We start from the raw sequence: 17,674 nt of genomic DNA, 5'->3' as shown, positions 1-17,674 counted from the left end.
CTGCTAAAAATCCTCCAGCTTCTCTTAATAGTTTTAAATCATCTCCTATATTTTCCATTAAAGATTGTTGGTTATTTAGCTGGTCATAGGAAAATGATAAAATTCTTTTTGCGAAATTTTCAAGAGTATCGGAATTATTCTTTGAAAAATTTACCATAGAATTTTTTGCCACTTTAATATAATTTATTTCAGCAGCTACAATTTCATCATATATAGTTTTGTGAACAAAAATATAAGTTATAATCCCAAGCAAACCTAAGCAAAAAATTGCAATTAAATTTGCAACCAAAGAAACCTTAAATTTCAAACTCATGTTAAAACTCCTTAATTGAATCAAGATTTTTTCAAACTTGTTATTCTATAAAAATAAAAATTTATTTTTTATTAAAAAAAATTAAACGATTGTTTGCTATACTATAAAACTTAAAAAACCTTTAAAAATTATTCTAGAGAGTTAAGCAATGAAAAAAATTATATTATTATGTTTTTCTTTTTTAATACTACAAGCAAAACCTTTAATTAGTGTTAGCATAGCTCCTCAAGCATTTTTTGTAAAGAAAATAGCCGCAAATACTCTAAATATCAATATAATATTGCCACCAAATAGTAATGAACATAATTTTGAATTTAAACCAAGCACGATGAAAGATCTTGAAAAAAGTGATATTTATTTCACTATAGGATTAGAATTTGAAAAAATTTTTATAGATAAATTTAAACAAAATTTCCCAAAACTTCAAGTTGTAAATATACAAAAAAATATAACTTTACTAGAAACTGATAATGAGCACGAACATTTACACGATCACTCTCATAAACATGAACACTCTCATGAACACTTTGATCCTCATACTTGGCTAGATCCTATTTTAGTACAAACTATGGCTTTAAATATTTATAATGCTTTAATCCAAAAATATCCACAAAATAAAAATTTATATAAACAAAATTTAGATCAATTTTTAATAGAATTAAATGATTTAAATTTTCAAATCGTATCAAAACTAAAAAAATTAAAAAATAAAGAATTCGTAGTTTATCATCCTTCTTGGACATATTTTGCAAGACGCTATAATCTTATACAAATTCCTGTAGAAATTCTAGGTAAAGAACCAAAAAGCAAAGATTTGCAAAAGCTTATCGCACTAATAAAAAATAAAAATATAAAAATTATTTTTGTTCAAAATGGTTTTCCTGAAAATGCAGCCAAAACACTGGCAAAAGAATGTAATGCAAAAATTTATAAAATAGATCATTTATCTTATGATTGGGAAAATGAACTTTTAAAAACAGCAGAGGCTCTCTCTCAAAATTTATAATCGAGTCTTTAGTGCTTTTTTTTAAAATTTCTAATCTCAATTATGCTTATGAAAACGAAACGATTTTAAAAAATATTAATCTTAGTTATGATAATAAAGATTTTCTTTCTATCATTGGTCCCAATGGAGCAGGAAAATCAACTCTTATAAAGCTTATCTTAGGGCTTTTAAAATCTAAAAATGAAATTAAATTTCAAGCTATCCAAAGAAAAGAAATAGGCTATGTTCCTCAATATACTTTAGCAAATCCTAATTTTTATCCAAGGGTAATTGAGATCGTTCTTATGGGTCTTATAAATAAAAAAATTTTTGGTTTTTATAGTAAAGAAGATAAAGAAAAGGCTATGCAGGCTTTAAAAAACGTAGGAATAGAGAATTTTTGGAATAAAACAATCAATGTTTTAAGCGGAGGACAAAGACAACGCGTTTTCATCGCAAGAGCTTTAGCGGGTGAATGCAAAATGCTAATTTTAGACGAACCCACAGCAAGTGTTGATAACAAATCTGCTATACAAATTTTTGAACTTCTAAGCTCTTTACACCAAAAAGGCATGGGAATTTTACTCATTTGTCACGATATCAACCTTGTATTAGCTTATAGCGATAAAATTGCACATTTAAACAAAGAACTTTTCTTACATACCAACACTAAAGAAAAAGAAAAAAGTTTATTTTTAAAACATTTATACGAAAATCATTCTCATTTTTGCGATGTAGAAATGAGTTTAAATTCTTGTTTTTGTGATGAAAAAAATTGCGATAGCAAAAAATTATGCGAACAAGAATTCACAAGAAGAAATTTAAAAAAGACAGAATTTAAAAAAGAAAATTTTTGTTTAAAATTTTCAAAGGAAAATAATGCTTGAAATTTTAAATTTCACCTTTTTTCAAAACGCTTTACTAGGAGCAATTTTAGTCAGTATAGCTTGTGGAGTTATAGGCACTTTAGTAATGATAAATCGTCTTTTTTCTATGGCTGGAGGTATAACACATGGGGCTTTTGGAGGCATAGGTATAGCTTTTTATTTTTCCTTGCCTATTTTGTTAAGCACTGGAATATTTACTTTATTTTTAGCTTTTTTAGTGGCTTTTTTAGCTAAACGCTATGAACACAGAAGTGATAGTATTATCGCTGTAGTTTGGGCTTTTGGGATGGCTGTTGGGATTATTTTAATCGATTTAAGTCCTAGTTATAACACAGATTTAATGGCTTATCTTTTTGGAAGCATCTTAGCTATAGGAATACAAGATTTATGGCTTATGGTTTTGGTTGATGGCGTAGTAGTGCTTTTGATCTTTTTATTTTATAGACAATTTGAAGCATTAAGCTTTGATGCGGAATTTGCAAAAGTTCGTGGCATTAACACTAGTTTTTTTCATTATCTTTTAATTGCCCTTATGGCTTTTTGTATAGTTATTTCTATACGTCTTGTAGGACTTATTTTAGTTATGGCCTTACTTAGTATCCCAAGCTTTATCGCTGAAAATTTTAGTAAAAAACTTGGCTTTATTATGATTTTAGCAAGTTTTTTAAGTATGTTTTTTTGTATTTTAGGGCTTATACTTAGCTATTATTTTGATCTTTCAAGTGGGGCCTGTATCATAGCTGTAGCTTGTTTTGGATTTTTAGTGCATTTGATAGGAAAATTTTTAAAAAGGTAGAGGTGCAAAAAGCACTTGAACTTTTATATCTTTTTTAGAATAATGCTTTTCAAATTCAAACCAAAAATGCTTACCCGCATTAAATTCTAAAGGACTTTCAAATTTTTCTTTTAATTTCATTGTTCTATCACACAAAGGATATATGAGCTTAATATCATAAATTTTAAATTTACAAGCATAAGCAAACATCTGATACAAATCGCTTTGTGCTATACCCTGCTTTTTATCTTCATCACTATCTGGAATTTTCCACTTGGTATCTAAAATCATCTCATTTTCAATATATAAATCAGGCTTTAACATAAAACATTTTTCATCATTTTTTGAAATCAAGTATTTTCCACTGCTTTGAGTTTTGATATTTTTACTTGGATTTGCTTTTTTCAACATATACGCCACATAATCTTCAAAAAGCTTTTCCATAGAAAAAAGCAAAGCAAAAGCTTCATTTTTACCATGATAAGGCATAAAACTTTCATTTTTTAAGAAAATTTTACACCATAAAAGCAAGTTTTCATAATAATCAAAATGTCTTGAAATTTTATAGCTAAAATCTTTTTCATAATTTTTAGAAAATTCTATCTCATCAAGCATTTGCATGGCTTTTATGAGTCTAAATTTATTTATATTTGTTTTGGATTTTAAGAAATTTAGAGTAGATTTTATTAAACGATTTGGTGCTATATCTAAAACAAACTCATCACAACTTGTAAAAAATTTTTCTTTATGAACTAGATTTTGTTTAATATGCTCACCAAAAAGTAGTTTTCCTTTTAAAAAAGCTCTATTATCCTCATAATCTACATAAGATCTCATTAGGCCTTTTTTATACACGCTATCAAATTCATCTAAAAACATCGTGATAAAAATTTCAAATAATGGCATTTTAGAACTTTGCAAAGATGAAATTTGTAATTTTTTAAAAGGAGAATTTTTTAAGGTTTTTAGCAAATTGATTAAAAGAATTTTAGGGTTAAAATTTACTTTTGTTAAACTATACCATTTTTTTACTTTGATATTTTTCAAATCTTTTGCTTTGCTAATTTTTAAAATTTTATAATCTTGAAAATAACTAAACCTCGTAAATAATTCATTATTCTTATTTATTACATAGGCATTTTTTAACTTTTCTTTTGCTATGTTTAAACTATCTGTGCTATCTTTATAACTTTCTAAATTTGTGCATTTTGGTAAAATTTCTAAAACTCCGCTTTTAGTTTGGATAATGCCTACATAATTTTTAGCTTTTAGGGTATTTTTATTTTTAAAACCTAGAAGATTTTCATTATTTTTTGTAAAATCTTCTAGTTCTTGATAAAATTTTCTAGCTTTTTGCTCTATATTTTCTTTACCTTCTTGTTTTTCATCTTTACCTTTTAAAAATGCTTTTATTAAATCATCAACATTAAAGGCTTGATACTCGATGATAGAAAAGGTATTACTCTCCATTTTTATTCTTATCTTGTTTTTCTCCACCATAAATAGCTTGGTATGTTTTTATTTCATCCCAAACTGATTTATCATCAAATGGAGTGATCTTATAAATTTTTCTTTCACTATCTACATTATCTAAGGTTTTTATTTTTTGGAGGTATTCAGTATTTTCTTCTTTAATTTTAATCATACCATTATAATTTAAAACAGCATCAATTAAAGTATAATCATTATAAAAATACTCTTGCAAAAGCGGAATAATCTTATTTTGAAAAACTTTTTTTAAATCATCTAAATTTTCAACACCTATAAAAAATGCATGACCTATGGTTTTTTCTCTATCTAATAAGTACTCTATGCGAGTGTTTATAGCTTTTAATAATTCTTGTAAATTAATACCTTCACAATCCATAGATAATTTGCTCACATCAGGCATCATCTCTACAAATTCAAATCTTCTTCGCAAAGCTGTATCAAGAGAAGTTATGCTTCTATCGGCTGTATTCATAGTGCCTATAATATAAACATTTTTAGGCACTCCGAATTTTTCACCACTATAAGGCAAAGTTAATTCTAATGCTTCCTTATTGCCCAATCTCTTACTAGGCTCTATCAAGGTTATAAGCTCACCAAAAATCTTACTGACATTACCTCAATTGATTTCATCGATGATGATTATATAAGGTTTTAAAGAATTATCATTGTTTTTATTATTTTCAATCTTTATGACTGATTGTTTTTCATATACTTTAAATTTTTTCACTAAATTAAAGTAATAAGTATGGGTTCTATCGGCATAATCTCTATTAAATACTTTTTTAAACATTTCAGCAGCATTGCTAAATTCATCTTTGCATTTTAATAACTCCATAAATATAGATATACTTAAATTAAAATTTCCATCAAATCTCTCTACTCCTTCGCTATAAATCATAACCGTTTTATCATTAATATCAACAACAAAGAAATTTCCACCCTTTGTTTTACTAATAGGCTCATTTGTTTCCAAAAGCCAATTTAAAAAATTTTCAACCTTTTCTTTTAATTCTATTTTTTTATTCAACTCATCTGCATTTAAGATACTATTCTCATAATTATCCAAAGCTTTTTCGCAAAGTTCTTTAAAAATTCCATCTTTTATTTCATATTTTATTTCTTTAGAATTTTCTTTGCTATCTATGCGAGGCTTTATGCCTTCTACAAATTCTTCATATCCATAACTTTGATGAAAAGTTGTAAAGACTATTTGTCCATTTTTTACATACTCATCAAATTTAGCTTTTTTCTCATCTCTACTTTCTAAATTTTCACCTAAAATCTCTAAAGCTTTATCTATAGTATGATAAGTTTTTCCTGTCCCTGGAGGCCCGTAGAGAATTTGGTTTAAGGGTATATTTTTATTTTCCATTTTGCTTGATATTTGTTGCGTATTATTTTCCACTTCTGAGCTTTTACTTTCAAGTGTATTATTATTTATATCTTGAATCTCATTTAAAGGTAATTCTTTAAACCATTGCATATTTAAAATAATTTTATCCACAATTAAATTAATATCATTGCTTAAATTTGAATAATTATAAACTTGATGATTAAATTGTGTATTATACTCATCGACTTTATTTCTTGCTAAATAATTGACTGTCTTATTTTCACTTTCTCCAATACAAACAATAATTTCTTTATTTTCTCTTTTTATACCACAATATACATAAACACCATAAGAAGCTTTATATTCTTGAGTATCCATTCTTATAAATATAATCCATGGGGTTTTAGCTACATTTCCTTTTCCATAACTTAAATCAACATAAAAATCATATTTTTTTAAAAAATTAAAATTAGCTACCTCATCCTTAGATGACAATTTGTTCCCATTGTAAGCATTGTGAAAAAAATCTACTAAATACTTTTTAAACCTATTTTTATCATCAGATGACAATACAATCACAACATATCCTTTTTTTGATAATTCAAAATTATTGTACAAAATATTTTAAAATAAACCTGACTATTATATATAACTTTAATCAAAAAGATAAGTAAAACTAAATTTTTACCATTGTATGAAAGTTCTAGCTTTCTTAATATCATTAAAATTTAAGGTAATTTTTTCTTGATTTTCTAAATTTTCTAAAGTGATATTTTCATCCTCTACGCTAATGATTTTTGCCTTGAGTTTTTCTTTTTCGTTAGTAGTAATTTTTACAAGTTCATTAATGCTTTTTTTAAAATGATCTAATTTAGTAAGCTTTCTTTCAAGTCCAGGCGAGGATACTTCTAAAAAATACTCTCCATTTACAGGTGGCTCGACATCAAAAAGAGGAGATAAAATTTCACTTAATCTTGCGCAATCATCTAAATTTACCCCACCTTTTTTCATCACATAAACACGATAAATTTTCTTAGCATTTTCACTAACTAGCTCATCATCGTAAAAATCAAGTCCCGCTTCTTTGCATAAAGCCTCAAGATTCATTTTTTTCCTTTTTTATTTTTTCAAATAAAGCATCCATGTGATTTTGATATTCTAATCTATCATCAAATTTAAAATGGAAATTTGGACATCTATACCAACCCTGCTCACTCATGCAATAATTTTGCAAAGCCTTACTAGCCTTCTTTAAAGAATTTAAAATCTTTTCTTGTTCATGGACATTAAAAAACATCTTATCAAGATATACAAAAGCATCGTATCTGCCCTTTTTGCACTCTACATCTACCACGCAGAGATTTTTCAAATTCTCATCATCTAAATTTGCTAAAGCCTCGGGGATTAGTTCTTTTAAAATGCTTTCTGTGCGAAGCTTTTTAATTTCAGCTACATTCATAAACTAACTTGTTCCTCAACTTCTTTATAACTTTCTATATAATCTCCTACACGCATATCATCACATCCTTGTATTCCAACACCACACTCATAGCCTTTAGCAACTTCTTTGGCATCATCTTTAAAGCGTTTTAAAGAGCTTACATTGCCTTCAAATACAACAACCCCATCACGAATAAGGCGAATTTTAGCCCCACGATTGATCACTCCTTCAGTTACCATACAACCTGCAATTTGCCCAATTTTTGGCACATTGATCACTTGTCTGATTTCTGCTTGTCCAAGTTGCTCTTCTGAAATAATAGGACTCATCATGCCACCAAGCAAGGCTTTTACATCATCTAAAAGATTATAAATTACATTATAAGTTTTAATCTCCACGCCTTTATCTTTAGCACGCTCTTTAACCTCACCTGTTGGTCGTATATTAAAACCTAGCACTATGGAATTTTCACTTGCACTTGCAAGCTCTATATCACTTTGTGTGATACCTCCTACTCCACTATGAATAATATTAACTTTAATTTCATCATTTCTTAATTTTTCCAAAGATGATTTTAAAGCTTCAAGTGTTCCTTGCACATCTGCTTTTAAAATAACTGGTAAGGCTTTTATATTGCCCTCTTTAATTTTAGCACCAAGTTCATCAATGCTGACTTTGGTTGATTTACTTAACTCTTTTTGACGATTGTATTCATGACGTTTATTAGCGTATTCTCTTGCTTCTTTCTCTGTTTTTACAGCAATTAAAATTTCTCCAGCATCTGTAACTTCACTAAGTCCTATAATCACACCACATTCGCCTGGTTTAATTTCTTTTAGAGTTTTACCTTGATCATCAGTTATGGCACGCACTTTTCCATAAGATTCACCTGCTACAATAGTATCTCCAACTTTTAAAGTTCCATTTTGAACGATAATTGTAGCCACTGCACCACGACCTTTTTGGATAGAACTTTCTATAATACTTGCTTTTGCATAGGCTTTTGGGTTTGATTTAAGTTCTAAAATCTCTGCTTGTAAAAGCACTATTTCAAGTAAATCTTCAATGCCCATTCCTGTTTTAGCAGAAACTCCTACAAACTCATAACTCCCACCCCAATCAATTGGCAAGATATCAAGTTCTGCAAGTTGTGTTTTTACCATATCAGGGTTTGCACCTTCTTTATCCATTTTATTAATTGCTATAATAATAGGCACATTAGCGGCTTTTGCGTGATTTATCGCTTCTTTAGTTTGAGGTTTTACCCCATCATCAGCAGCCACAACAATAATAACAATATCAGTTATACTAGCTCCTCTTGCACGCATTGCTGTGAAAGCTTCGTGACCTGGAGTATCAATGAAAGTAATTTTACGTCCATTTTTCTCAACCATATAAGCACCCACATGCTGAGTGATTCCGCCTGCTTCACCACTTGCAATTCGTGATTTTCTAATATAATCCAACAAAGAAGTTTTACCATGATCAACATGCCCCATGATAGTAATTACAGGAGCTCTAGTAACCAAATCTTTTTCATCAATCTCGCTTTCATAATCTTTTACATAATCAAATTCATCTGCCTCATTGATAATATTAATCTCTATGCCAAATTCTGAACCTAAAATCTCAATCGCATCTTCATCTAAAAAATCATTTTTTGTTGTCATCATTCCAAGCATAAACAGCTTTGAAATGATCTCTCCTGTGCTTTTTCCTATTTTATCAGCAAATTCATATACTCTAATTTCTTTTGGAATTTCTATACTAGTAATAACTGCATTTTCTTTTTTTTCAACTTTTTTAGGAGGTTTTTTACGACTTCTTCTTTGAATACCTCCTTCCATACCAAAACCAGCAGAATTTCCCACTGCTTGACGTAAAAAGTTGGGTTGTTTTTTTATAGTATTTTGAGGTTTTTCCTCTTCTTTAACACTAAAATCAGGTAAAACCACCTCATCCTCATCATCTAAAGAAATATCTGCAAATTCATGGTCACTTAAAAAATCCATTTTTTGAGTATTTTCTTTTTTTGTTGCAACAAAAGGTTTTTTATCTTTTTTCTTAACTGGTTTTACATTTTCTTCATTGTTAGAAAAAATCATTGATAGACTAATACGTTCTTGAGTTGTATTAGATTTTACTTCTTCTTTTTTTTCTTCATTATTAGCTTCATTATTTTTCTTTTTAACAATCACAAGTCCTCTTCGTTTTGCCAAAGTCGCACTAGCTAAACTTTCTTTTTCTTCTTTGTTTTCTTCTTTAACTTGAATTTGTTCTTCTTGCTTGATTTGTACTTTAGCCTTAACCTCTTGCTTAATTTCTTCTTGCTTAAAATCTTTTTTTATTTTTTTAACTTCTTTTTTTTCTTTTTTAGCAGGACTTTGAGTTTTTTTAAAAGCTTCTGGAATAATCTTAGTTTGTATATATTCATAAATTGCAGCTGCAACCTCTGGATCTACAGCATTTGACGCTGATTTGATATCAAGTCCTAGTTCATTTGCTTTTTCTATAATCTCCTTACTTGAATATCCTGCTTCATTTGCAATTTCATAAATTCTAACTTTTGCCATCTAAAAATATCTCCTTTAAATCCTGCTGAGTAATTTTCATAGTTAAATTTTTACACATTTTAGAAAATGCTTTTTGCAAAATTTTATCTTCTTTTAAAATACATATAGAACACAAATAAAAACTGCGTCCGCATTTAAAATGAGGTTCAATCTTTCCTGAAATAATTTTAAATCTAAACAATGATCTTTGTTCAAAACGTTCTTTGCAAACAATGCACATTCTAATAGGTGTATGATTTCTCAAAATTATATCTTTTTTTTATATTTTTTAGCAAATTTCAAGCCCATTATTATCAAATTCCAAAAGTTTTATTTTAAAATGAGGAAAAGCCTCTTTCATTTTTTCAAATAAAAACTGCGCATCCTCTTTATAAACCAAAGAAAAAAAACTAGATCCAGAACCTGAAAGAGTGCTCATTAAGGCTTTATTTTTTAAAGCACATTTTTGCACTTCAAAAAGCTCTGGTAAATTTTTCATTCTATTTAATTGGTGGAGTTTATCTTCACTTGCAAATTTTAACAAATCATATTTTTTCTCTAAAAAACAAGCCGTTAAAAAAGATGCATGACTTAAATTAAAAACACTATCACTCAAGCTCAAAAATTTAGGTAAAATTTGACGATTTTTTTCTGTACTCATTGTGATATTTGGAATAACTACAATGGCCCTTAAATTGATATCGATTTCTTTTTTAATGCTTAATACTTCTTTATCTTTTACCAAGGAACAAACAAAACCACCAAAAACAGCTGGTGCTATATTATCAGGATGGTTTTCATATTTTAAAGCTTCATTAAGAATATTTTGTTTGTCTAACTTCATATCACACATTAAATATGCTGCACTTATAGCACTAACAATTATAGCCGATGAACTTCCTAAGCCCCTAGATAATGGTATGTTATTATGAAATATAAATTGAAAATTATCTCTTTTCCCATTTAGTTTTTCATAAATTCCATGAAAAATAGAAAGAAAAAGATTATTTTTTTTAAGATAAACATTATCACTTCCTTCTCCATTAATGCTTACACTAGTTAAAGAGGCTTTTTTAATTTCTACTTCATTAAAAAGTTTTAAACTAAGACCCAAACAATCAAACCCTGGTCCTAAATTCGCACTTGTAGCAGGGACTAAAATTTTCACAGCTTATCCTAAATTACATCTAAAAAATAAAAAGGCAAATTATCATTATTTATGTTAATTTTCTCTAAATTTAAAGGTAAAAAAAAGTCACCAGCAGTATTTTTTTCTAAAATAATCTCATCTTTCTTGTAGACAAAACAAAAATCCTTATTAGCTTTAATAGGCTTAAAATCATTAAGCTCAAAAGCACTTATGCTATATAAAGGGATATTTTTTACTATACTTAAGGTTTTTAAACTCATATAAGAAATTTTAATTCCCATATAAGATCCAGGTCCATTGGCATAAATTAATCTTGAAAAATTAAATTCTTTCAATAAAGAATTTAAAATTTTTGGTAAAAATTCGCTGGCTTTTTCTTCACTTGTATATTTTTTAATTAAAATATTTTCTTGATAAACACCAAGCATCAAAGGACTTGATAAAGCATTGAGTAAAAGAGTTAAATTTTTTATGCAAAAACCTTTTCATAATCTTTTTCATAATCTTTTTCAAGTGTAATGATTTCATAAGCTTGCTCATCTTTTAAAAGCTCTTTTGTAAGTAAATGATTTAAATGATGACTTCCAGCATAAGAAATATAATCTCCAAATACCCTATATCCAAGCAAAGTTAAATCTCCAATAGCATCTAAAATTTTATGACGCACAAATTCATCTTTAAATCTTAAACCTTCAGGATTTAAAATACGATTATCATCAACAACGATAGTATTTTCTAAACTGCCTCCAAGTGCCAAATTCATAGCTCTTAGTTTTTCAACATCTTTTAAAAATCCAAAAGTTCTAGCTCTTGCGATATTTTCTATATAATTTTTCTTACTAAATTCAAAACAATAATTTTGCTCTCCGATTACAGCATTATCAAATTTAATTGTGTAATTGATCTTTGGTTCTTTTGTTGGGATAAGTTTTACAAATTTATTACCATCTCTTACTTCAATGGTTTTTTTAATCACCATCACTTTTTTAGGAGCATCAAGTTCTTTAATGCCCGCTTCATCCAGCATAATGCAAAAACTAATACTACTTCCGTCCATTACAGGAGCTTCATTAGCATTTAAAACTATACGGATATTATCAATTCCATAAGCATTGATTGCACTCATTAAATGTTCAATTGTAGATACATAGCCTCTATGATCTCCAATAACTGTTGCCATTTGAGTGTTAATTACATTTGCTGGTTCAGCTTTATAAGAAATATTAAGATCTTTTCTAAAGAAAACGATACCGCTGTTAGCTTCCAAAGGTTCTAAAATAATTTCTATAGGTTCTCCTTTATGAAGTCCTATCCCTACACCTTTTACAGGTTTTGCTATAGTTAATTGTTTCATACTCATTTCTCACTTAAAATCATTTTTTTTCCATCTTCTAAAACTTTATAAATATTATTTTTGAGCCAAATTTTATCTTGCCATTGCTCTGGTCTTGTTTCTACACCTTGAACTAAAACTTCAAAATGCAAATGATCCCCCAATGCCAAACCACTTGATCCTGTATTTGCTATAATATCTTGTTGTTTTACATTTTCATTCACATCAACATTTTTAGAAGAACAATGCCCATAAAGACTATAAACTCCAAAACCGTGATAAATAATTATATTTAAACCATAAATTCCATTATCTTCGGCAAAAACAACTTTACCAGAATTACTACTAATAATTGGAGCAAAAGCTGTGCTTGCTAAATCTAATCCCATATGATATCCACTACTTACAAATTCACCATTGTAAAAATAAAACCTATGATCAGCAAAATCAGCAACTTTCATAGCATTTTTAAGAGGTAAAAAGAGATTTAAATTAAAATCTTCTATACTCTCTTCTGGAACTTCTGAAGTAATTTTATGGATTAAATTTTCATTAGCTAATCTTAAAGTTTCATTTACAAATTTAAATTTCTGAGTCTTATTTAATTTAGAAGCATCCTCTTCACTCATATGGGCTGAGGCTAAAAATTTTATTTTAGTATCTAAAAATTTATCACTTAAATTAATGTTAGAAACACGATATTTTCTGTTAACAAAATAATATCTTATTCTTTCTTTTGTGGTATTTCCAGCTTTATCAGTAGCTATAATATAAGCTCTAAAATAATCATCTTTTGCATCCCAAGCAATCAAAGAAGCATAATAGCCATCTTTGATATAAGGCGTGGCTTTAAAAATTTTCCCTTTATCTGTTTGGATATAAACTTGATCTAAATTTTTATCTTCTACTTTAAAAACAACACTAGCAACACCACCTTGTTCTATTTGATAAGAATTGCTTAGTACTTTTAATTTAGGGTTTGCATCATCAATATCTATAAAAACAGATTTTTGAATATAATTTCCTGAGAAAAAATTCCAAAAGCTTGCATCATGTGCCTCAATTTCCATAATATAAGATTTAATCTTTTCTTTATAAGCAAGCTTGGGAAGATTAATCTCTAAAGTTATATCGTTTTTTTGGTTTACTTTTTGATCCATTAAAATAATACCTGGATCATTAGAATCTTTTTTTAAAGTAATTTTTATATTTTTTAATCCACTCTCATCATCTTTAACACGTATTAAAATAGGATTTTTCAAATTACTATAAACAATATCATTAACAAAAATTTCTGGTTTATTTTTTTCAAAAATACTTAAATTATTTAAAAAATATCCAAATAAAGCAATGAAAACTAAAATCAAAATAAATAAAAAATTTTTTCTTTTCCCTCTTTTTTGCGCCATTACATGTCCAACTAGTTACGTTTTAATAATCTTTAAAAATAATTTTATTAAATTTAAGTTAATATTTTTAATCAAAAATATAAAAAATTCAAAATGTAATTCTAAGACTTTTAAAAACTATTAAATTTTTTTTGCTATTATTCAAAGCAAAACTCTTTAATAAAAAGAAATTTCAATAAATCTAGGCAAAAATAAATGAAAAAACTTATCAGTATTTGTGTTTTTTGTACTTTCTCTAATGCAGTTATTATTAAGGAAATTAAATTTAGTGGACTTTATCATCTTTCTAATGAAACCGCTTTAAATATTAGCGGTTTAAAAGTAGGAAATACCTTAAAAGAAGAAGACATTAATCAAGCAATTTTAAATTTATACAAACAAAATTATTTTAATAATATTGCTGTTGAAGAAAAAAATGGAATCATAAACTTTATTCTCACAGAAAAACCTACAATTGCTAAAATAACCATAAGCGGAGTAGCTTCAAACGATAGAAAGCAAATTGAAAGCGTTTTGGGTATTAAAAAAGGAAGTTTATTTGATGAAGCAAGCATCAAGGAAGCAAACGAAAGAATCAAATCATATTATGAGACAAGAAGTTTTTTTGATACAACAGTAGAATTTAAGAAAAAATATCTAGAAAATACAGATGGTTTAGAAATAGAATTTATAGTCAATAGAGGCGAAAATATTATTATAAATAATGTTTATTTAAGTGGTGCTAAGAAATTTTCTTATTCAGATGTAGAACCTGTTATTGTCAATAAAGAAGAAGAATTTATGGGCTGGATGTGGGGAAGAAATGATGGAAAATTAAAAATTTTTGAATTAAGCAATGATAGTTCACGTATAAGTGATGAATACATGAAAAAAGGATATTTAGATGTCAAAGTTTCAGAACCTTTTTTAAGAACTTATACAGATACTTATAAGGCTAATCTTACTTATTTTATTCAAGAGGGAAAACCTTATAAAATTAAAGAAATTATTATAGAAAACCCTTTATTTGACGAAGAAAGCAATAAAAAAACAGTCAAAGATTTAAAATCTCAAGTTAATAAAACTATCAATATTGAAAATATTAGAAAAGATATTAAAACCCTAGAAACACAAAGTGCAAATCTTGGTTATGCTTTTGTTGAAGTAATTCCTGATATACAAAAAAATGACCAAACGCAAGAAGCTTCTGTTGTTTTTAAAGTAATACCTCATGAAAAAGTTTATATTAGAAATGTGATTATTTCAGGCAACTCAAGAACTGTAGATAGAGTTATTAGAAGAGAACTTTATCTTACAGAAGGAAATTTATACAATCGAACTGATTTAGATGATTCAAGAAATGCTTTAAGAAGAACTTCATATTTTGAAGATGTTAATATAAAAGAAGAAAAAGTTGATAATACTCATGTTGATTTAATTGTAGAAGTTAAAGAAACTTCTACAGGAACGATTTCAGGCGGTATAGGATATGGATCAAGCAATGGAATACTTCTTAATGCTTCCTTATCCGATACTAACATCTTTGGTTCTGGTATTAAAAGCTCTGTTAATGTTGATAAAGATGATGAAACTCTTTCTGGAAGGATTTCTCTTGTAAATCCAAGAGTTTTGGATTCAAAATATAGTCTTGGTGGATCAATTTATTCTAGCGATTATGAATGGGATAATTATTCTGAAAGAAATTATGGTTTTGATATAACAGTAGGAAGACAATTCGCAAGATATTTCAGTGCAAGTTTAACCTACAATCTTGAAAAAAGTAATATTTATAAGCTAAGCCCTACTCTTCAAAGAACTGGCTATCGTCTTGGAGAAACCACAAAAAGCTCTATTACCCCAACTATAGGATTTAATAATACAGATGATTATTATTTACCTCGATCAGGTTTCATTGCCTCTACTGGATTAGAGTTTGCGGGACTTGGAGGAGAGCAAAAATTTATTTCATCAAGCACAAGATTTAATTTTTATCAAGGCTTGCAAGATTTTATTGGATATGATCTTATTTATCGTTATAAGGCAAGTTTTTATAAGGTATGGGATACTGGTTATCTTCCAATCAATCAAAGAATTTATTTAGGCGGGATTCAATCTGTACGTGGTTTTGAAAATAGAACATTAAGCCCTAAAAATCGCTGGGGAGATGAAATAGGTGGGACTATAGCTTTTGCAAATTCCGTAGAGCTTAGTTTTCCTCTTATAGATAGAATTAAACTACGTGGAAGTGTATTTTTTGATTATGGTATGATAGGAAAAGTAAATCTTGATGAAATCAAAAGAATGAGCACGGGAGTTGGTGTAGAATGGATAACTCCAATTGGCCCTTTACAGCTTATCTTTGCCAAACCTCTTAACAAAAAGAAAGGTGATGATACAAGCACTTTTGAATTTACACTTGGAACAAGATTTTAAGGATCAAAATGTTCCATATTATTATGAGTGCTGATGAAAACTATATCAAATATAGTGCTGTTTTAATAACAAGCATCATCAAAAATACAAATTTATCAAAAAAATTTAAAGATTTTTGTGATCAAGAAGATTTTAGACCTTTAAAAGATAATAATACTCTTGATTCATATTCTTATTTAAAATTTGATTCTCTAAACAAAGAACAACAAGAAGAAAGTTATATTTTTCATATTTTAAGCAATTTTATAAGTCCCAAAACAGAAGAAAAACTTAAATTACTCGAAAAAGAATTAAACAATATTTATCCTTGTAAAATTTTAATTCATATTTTTGAAGATGAGCTTTTTAAAGATTTTCCAAAATCAGGAGCGGCATATAGTAATTATTTGTCTTATTATAGATTAAAAATTAATTCTGTTTTAGATGATAATATTAAAAACTGTCTTTATCTTGATTCTGATATGCTTTGTTTTTTCGATGTAAGAGAACTTTTTGCCATAGATTTAAAAGATAAAATTGTAGCTAGTGTAAATGATCCAGGCTCTAAGAAAAGAAAGATTAAATTTAAAGAAAAAGATAAAAAAATCACTTTTTATTTTGATAAAAATTATTTTAATGCAGGATTTTTACTTATTAATTTTGAAAAATATAAAAAAGAAAAAGTAGAAGAAAAAGCCCATGAACTTGCAAAAAAATGCTTTTATATTAAAGCAGCCGATCAAGATTTGTTAAATTTTGTTTTAAAAAATCAAATTCTAAGATTAGACTTTGCTTATAATTTCAACGTTATTACTTATGTTTATGCCATTTGCAAAGATGAAAATAGTAATAGACTTAATTTCACTAGAGAAGAATTTAATCAAAGTTTTAAAAATCCAAAAATTTTACATTATGGCGAAAAACCTTGGAAATATCTTAAATCTCATATAAATGCCAATGGCAAAAATATCAATGATTACTGGTGGGATATGGCAAGTATAACCCCTATCTTTAATAAAGAATTATTAGAAGAAAAAAAGCATATTAAAGAATACTTATATATAGCCGCTTTAGGTTTTATGGCTTTAAAATTTTGTAATAATTATAAATTTTTTAAAATTGCTTCACTTATTAAAAGTAAAAATGATGAGAAATATTTAGAATGCATTAAAGAAATAAAAGATGAAGAATTTGGACTTTGTTGCGTTTTAGGAGAAAGTATTTTTTATGCTAGAAGATCCAATAAAGGAAGTTTTAGCGTGATATTAAAGCTTTTAAAAATTATTTTTCATTATAAAAAATATGGTTATAGATCAAGAATTATTTAATTTTCATAAAAATTATAAAAAAATTAAATTCTTAGATCTTTAAAACTTTTGACAAATCAAATCAACTATAAAGGTTAAATATGCCTAAAGTCTCTATTATACTTCCAACTTTTAATGTAGAAAAATATATAAAAAAAGCTTTAGATAGTTGTATAAATCAAAGTCTTAAAGATATAGAGATTATTGTGGTAGATGATTTAGGAAGTGATAATAGTATTAAAATAGCTAAAGAAGAAGCTTTAAAAGATAAAAGAATTAAAATTGTTCATAATGAGAAGAATTTAGG

The 17,674-nt window shown here is 27.4% G+C and carries 16 protein-coding genes and 1 pseudogene; 6 read left to right on the top strand and 11 right to left on the bottom strand.

Going from position 1 to position 17,674, the window contains the following annotated elements; all coding sequences use genetic code 11:
- Nucleotides 1-313: hypothetical protein (locus DU473_RS07730; protein WP_131186936.1), on the bottom strand; the 313-nt coding region annotated here is incomplete at its 3' end.
- Between the two features lie 148 nt (nt 314-461).
- Here DU473_RS07730 and DU473_RS07725 point away from each other — a divergent pair.
- Genes DU473_RS07725 through DU473_RS07715 form a run of 3 tightly spaced genes read left to right on the top strand, consistent with a single transcriptional unit; the run spans nt 462 to nt 2,981 of the window.
- Nucleotides 462-1,319: a metal ABC transporter solute-binding protein, Zn/Mn family gene (locus tag DU473_RS07725; protein WP_131186935.1), complete on the top strand. Its 858-nt coding sequence runs from the start codon at nt 462-464 to the stop codon at nt 1,317-1,319.
- An 11-nt stretch (nt 1,320-1,330) separates the two neighbouring features.
- Nucleotides 1,331-2,185, top strand: a complete 855-nt coding sequence (locus DU473_RS07720; RefSeq protein WP_131186934.1) for an ABC transporter ATP-binding protein — start codon at nt 1,331-1,333, stop codon at nt 2,183-2,185.
- On the top strand, nt 2,178-2,981 hold the full coding sequence (locus tag DU473_RS07715) for a metal ABC transporter permease (RefSeq protein WP_131186933.1): 804 nt from the start codon (nt 2,178-2,180) through the stop codon (nt 2,979-2,981). Before DU473_RS07720 ends, DU473_RS07715 begins: the two co-directional genes overlap by 8 nt.
- Here DU473_RS07715 and DU473_RS07710 read toward each other — a convergent pair.
- The 10 genes and pseudogenes from DU473_RS07710 to pgp6 all read right to left on the bottom strand — a co-directional run bounded on the left by DU473_RS07710 (nt 2,970) and on the right by pgp6 (nt 13,669).
- Entirely contained in the window at nt 2,970-4,430 is a 1,461-nt protein-coding gene (locus DU473_RS07710; protein ID WP_131186932.1) for an McrC family protein, read from the bottom strand. The genes DU473_RS07715 and DU473_RS07710 overlap by 12 nt on opposite strands.
- Nucleotides 4,420-6,363 (bottom strand): annotated as a pseudogene (locus DU473_RS07705) (McrB family protein). Before DU473_RS07705 ends, DU473_RS07710 begins: the two are co-directional and overlap by 11 nt.
- Nucleotides 6,364-6,468: 105 nt before the next feature.
- Entirely contained in the window at nt 6,469-6,891 is a 423-nt protein-coding gene (gene rimP, locus DU473_RS07700; RefSeq protein ID WP_131186931.1) for a ribosome maturation factor RimP, read from the bottom strand.
- A complete protein-coding gene (gene rbfA, locus DU473_RS07695) occupies nt 6,881-7,243 on the bottom strand; it encodes a 30S ribosome-binding factor RbfA (protein ID WP_131164077.1) in 363 nt (120 codons plus the stop codon). Before rbfA ends, rimP begins: the two co-directional genes overlap by 11 nt.
- Complete coding sequence (gene infB / locus DU473_RS07690) at nt 7,240-9,798, bottom strand: translation initiation factor IF-2 (RefSeq protein WP_131186930.1); 2,559 nt, start codon at nt 9,796-9,798, stop codon at nt 7,240-7,242. The genes rbfA and infB overlap by 4 nt, the downstream gene beginning before the upstream one ends.
- On the bottom strand, nt 9,785-10,042 hold the full coding sequence (locus DU473_RS07685) for a DUF448 domain-containing protein (protein WP_234194143.1): 258 nt from the start codon (nt 10,040-10,042) through the stop codon (nt 9,785-9,787). Before DU473_RS07685 ends, infB begins: the two co-directional genes overlap by 14 nt.
- A 24-nt stretch (nt 10,043-10,066) precedes the next feature.
- Nucleotides 10,067-10,945: a homoserine kinase gene (thrB, locus tag DU473_RS07680; protein ID WP_131165748.1), complete on the bottom strand. Its 879-nt coding sequence runs from the start codon at nt 10,943-10,945 to the stop codon at nt 10,067-10,069.
- A gap of 8 nt (nt 10,946-10,953) precedes the next feature.
- On the bottom strand, nt 10,954-11,355 hold the full coding sequence (locus DU473_RS07675; RefSeq protein WP_131165749.1) for a tRNA threonylcarbamoyladenosine biosynthesis protein TsaB: 402 nt from the start codon (nt 11,353-11,355) through the stop codon (nt 10,954-10,956).
- Between the two features lie 41 nt (nt 11,356-11,396).
- Complete coding sequence (gene lpxC / locus DU473_RS07670; protein WP_131165750.1) at nt 11,397-12,281, bottom strand: UDP-3-O-acyl-N-acetylglucosamine deacetylase; 885 nt, start codon at nt 12,279-12,281, stop codon at nt 11,397-11,399.
- A 2-nt stretch (nt 12,282-12,283) separates the two neighbouring features.
- Nucleotides 12,284-13,669 carry a peptidoglycan metallopeptidase Pgp6 gene (gene pgp6, locus DU473_RS07665; protein ID WP_131165751.1) on the bottom strand — a complete coding sequence of 462 codons (1,386 nt, stop codon included), beginning with the start codon at nt 13,667-13,669 and terminating at the stop codon, nt 12,284-12,286.
- 195 nt (nt 13,670-13,864) lie between these two features.
- Here pgp6 and bamA point away from each other — a divergent pair, with 195 nt between their 5' ends.
- The 3 genes from bamA to DU473_RS07650 all read left to right on the top strand — a co-directional run.
- Nucleotides 13,865-16,081 carry an outer membrane protein assembly factor BamA gene (gene bamA / locus DU473_RS07660; protein ID WP_131186929.1) on the top strand — a complete coding sequence of 739 codons (2,217 nt, stop codon included), beginning with the start codon at nt 13,865-13,867 and terminating at the stop codon, nt 16,079-16,081.
- 8 nt (nt 16,082-16,089) lie between these two features.
- Nucleotides 16,090-17,388: a glycosyltransferase family 8 protein gene (locus DU473_RS07655; protein WP_131164070.1), complete on the top strand. Its 1,299-nt coding sequence runs from the start codon at nt 16,090-16,092 to the stop codon at nt 17,386-17,388.
- A gap of 80 nt (nt 17,389-17,468) precedes the next feature.
- The coding region (locus tag DU473_RS07650) for a glycosyltransferase family 2 protein (protein WP_131186928.1) at nt 17,469-17,674 on the top strand (206 nt) is incomplete at its 3' end.

Source organism: Campylobacter novaezeelandiae (genome assembly GCF_004323845.1).
GTDB classification, from domain to species: domain Bacteria; phylum Campylobacterota; class Campylobacteria; order Campylobacterales; family Campylobacteraceae; genus Campylobacter_D; species Campylobacter_D novaezeelandiae.
The sequence above is the reverse complement of the archived record's forward strand: the minus strand, read 5'-3'. Positions and strand labels throughout refer to the sequence as shown.